Below are 3,206 nucleotides of genomic sequence, written 5' to 3' on the forward strand. Positions count from 1 at the left end.
CGTTCAAATGGCTTTTCGGGGGCTCCATAGCTAAAAATATTCATTCCTCGGTGAGCAAACTCGACTTGCGTAACGCAAGGGGAATATTTGCATCGAGCCCTGTGAATTTGACCAGCGGAAATGAAGTATCTATTCCCCGGAGAGGATTCGAATGACGAAATTTTGTCAATCTCTCCAACGCGCCCAGACGGTTTTAGAATTGACCGATTGCCTTCGTATTCCACTACATACTCGCGATGATCGCCAGAGCCGGTCTCTGAGAAAGTCCCAATTTCATTTTCAAGTGTGCCAGCTAGAATGTGAGAATAAAGGTCAAATTCGTGCGTGTGCCATGTGTTCTGCGCAGCAAAGTCCGCCTCCTCAAGGTATATGTGAATTCTGCTTGTCACGCTACCACTCGACATAGTCTTATAGAAAAACCCAAGCGGATGAATTTGGAAGTTTTCCACATCGCGCATTGTAATCTTCATTTGTATCTATGATCCGTCTTTGCCATTAGTTGGAATATTTCATCTCGGTGCAGTCGAATCTTATCTCCATCGAAGCCGAAATCGAAAAGTAGATCGATTGGTATGTCTTCACTATCAATGCGGAACGACTTCCAATTTTTTGCGGCTAGGGCGGCTTCTCTTGATATTTCAATCTCGTTAAGTAGCATTGTGCGGAACATTTCGAAAAATTGACTTTTGCGTGAGAACTTTAATCCGTACAGTGATTTATCATCTTCCGTCAACATTGCACCTCCTTCGGACATGTCAATGCGGTATGCGGGGAGAAACTTTGAGAAGAATACTTGGATACGAAGATTACTGTTGTTCGCGGTATAAATCGCACAAGCTGCGCATGTCGCGACGGCATTTTTTAGAAGTTTGTCTTGGTCGCGATCCTCGCCTAGACTTGCCATCATATCTTCGTAGGCACTCGCTAGTTCTGGTATGCAGGGGTCTGGGAGTAATACACAGACTGTGACGGTCTTTCTGGTTTTTATTGAAAATTCGTTCAGTTCTCGCAGGGTTTCGGACCTAAAATACGTCGCTGATCTTCCCCACAAATAGTAGAACGCGGTATCTTTCGGAAGCTTTCGAATTTCTCCATTGATGTCGCCTGGTCTAATTGTTTCAACTTCTGGGCGTTCGAAGTCTTCTCCAATAAATAGAATATAGGCGCCGTAGACTAGAATTATAACGAGCGTAGCTGAGAATATATTTGCCGATACAGATTTAATGAATGTTGAAATGCTGTCGTTTAGTGAAAGGTATTCTGGGGAAAAATGAGCTGCTGCGCTTGCACCGGAGAGCAGCAAGAAAAAGGTAAAGAACCTCCTGCGGGCGTAGGGCGAATTTAAGTCATTGAGGACTTCCAAATTTATGTACTTCGATGCGCGTTGTCCCTTACTCATACACATGATCCTTTTGCAAGTCTCTGACTATCTCTTTCCAAATCCGATAGCTTTTCAGTCTTCTTTACCTCTGTTTGTGCACCTGGTGCAACTTTAGAGTGTGCTCGACAGCCCGGCATGCGAAGATACCCTATGACTGATTATTGAGTGGCAGCAGTCTTTTGAAGAACTCAAGCAGGTGTCGGATATGGGGCAAAACTTGGAGGCAGCAGTCTCGCCGGCAAAGGTTTATCTCACTGTTCAACCCCTCCTTGCGCCTCCCCCCTCTTCTAACCTACTAAGACCCTGACACATCAGGAGGAGGCTCCATGCGCCGCGTCGTCGTCACCGGGCTCGGGATCGTCTCGAGCATTGGCAATAACGCCCAGGAGGTCCTGGCCTCGCTCAAGGCGGGCCGCTCGGGGATCACTGCCAACGAGCAGATGAAGGAACACGGGTTCCGCAGCCAGATCGCCGGGGCCATCGACCTGGACCCGGCTGCGCATATCGACAAGCGGACCCTGCGCTTTATGGGGCCGGGCGCCGCCTATGCCTATATCGCGATGGGGCAGGCGATCGCGGATGCGGGGCTTGAGGAAAGCGATGTGGTGAACCCGCGCACCGGCCTTGTGGCGGGCAGCGGCGGGCCGTCGACCAGCGCGATGCTGACGGCGCATGAGACGGTGCTGAAAACCGGCGCGACCAAGCGGGTCGGGCCTTTTGCGGTGCCGAAATGCATGTGCTCGACGGTGAGCGCGAACCTCTCGACCGCCTACAAGATCAAGGGGATCAACTATTCGATCACCTCGGCCTGTTCGACCTCGCTGCATTGCATCGGCAACGCTGCGGAACAGATCATGATGGGCAAACAGGACGTGATGTTTGCCGGCGGCGGCGAGGAGCTGGACTGGACCCTTAGCTGCTTGTTCGACGCTATGGGCGCGATGTCTTCGAAGAAGAATGATGACCCCACCGCAGCCAGCCGGGCCTTTGACCAGGACCGCGACGGGTTCGTGATCTCCGGCGGCGGCGGCATTGTGGTGCTGGAAGACCTCGACCACGCGCTGGCCCGCGGTGCCAAAATTTACGCCGAAGTGACCGGCTTTGCCGCCACCTCAGACGGCCACGACATGGTGGCGCCCTCTGGTGAAGGCGGCGAGCGGGCAATGCGGCTGGCGCTGTCGACCCTGCCTGAAGGCCGCAAGGTGGACTATATAAACGCACATGGCACCTCGACCCCGGTCGGCGACGTCGGCGAAGTCGAGGCCGCGCGCCGTGTATTCGGCGAAGGCGAAGTACCGCCGATTTCCTCGACCAAGTCGATGACCGGCCACGCCCAGGGCGCTGCCGGCGCGCTAGAGGCGATCTTCTGCCTGCTGATGCTGGACAATGATTTCATCACGCCGTCGATCAATGTTGATACCCTCGCCGAAGGCATTCAGCCGGGCGAGATTGCCACCGCACTGGTGGAAAACGCCGGCCTCGATTCGGTGATGACCAACAGCTTCGGCTTTGGCGGCACCAATGGCTCGATGGTTCTGAGCAAATACAAGGGATAAGTGACGATGGCGGGACTGCTGACCGGCAAACGCGGCCTGATTATGGGCGTTGCCAATGACCGCTCCATCGCCTGGGGCATTGCCAAGGCCATGGCCGAAGCCGGTGCCGAGCTGGCCTTTACCTATCAGGGCGAAGCCTTTGGCAAGCGGCTGGAGCCGCTGGCACAGAGCGTCGGCTCGGACTTTATGGTCGACGTGGATGTGACCGACGACGCCTCGCTTGATACGGCGTTCGAACAGCTTGGCAGCCGCTGGCCGTCGATCGATTT

4 protein-coding genes are annotated in these 3,206 nt (G+C 53.9%); 2 read left to right on the top strand and 2 right to left on the bottom strand.

The annotated features are described in order from the left end of the window. The coding region (locus A2I95_RS28600) for a hypothetical protein (RefSeq protein WP_291735362.1) at window positions 1-458 on the bottom strand (458 nt) is incomplete at its 3' end. Window positions 459-466: 8 nt separating this feature from the next. Then, window positions 467-1,399, bottom strand: coding sequence for a hypothetical protein (locus A2I95_RS28605; protein ID WP_291735364.1), 933 nt, complete (start codon window positions 1,397-1,399; stop codon window positions 467-469). A 308-nt stretch (window positions 1,400-1,707) separates the two neighbouring features. On the opposite strand from A2I95_RS28605, the gene fabB reads away from it, so the two are divergent. Next, the gene (gene fabB, locus A2I95_RS28610) at window positions 1,708-2,937 is read left to right on the top strand and encodes a beta-ketoacyl-ACP synthase I (protein WP_291735365.1); all 1,230 of its coding nucleotides are present in this window, start codon (window positions 1,708-1,710) and stop codon (window positions 2,935-2,937) included. A 6-nt stretch (window positions 2,938-2,943) separates the two neighbouring features. Then, window positions 2,944-3,206, top strand: a 263-nt coding sequence (locus A2I95_RS28615; RefSeq protein WP_291735367.1) for an SDR family oxidoreductase, incomplete at its 3' end; no start/stop codon positions are given.

The organism is Leisingera sp. F5 (genome assembly GCF_001593695.1).

Bases quoted from the DNA above. Each gene is read 5' to 3' on its own strand.
- A2I95_RS28605 (WP_291735364.1), bottom strand. From the start codon at position 1,399: ATGAGTAAGGGACAACGCGCATCGAAGTACATAAATTTGGAAGTCCTC.
- fabB (WP_291735365.1), top strand. From the start codon at position 1,708: ATGCGCCGCGTCGTCGTCACCGGGCTCGGGATCGTCTCGAGCATTGGC.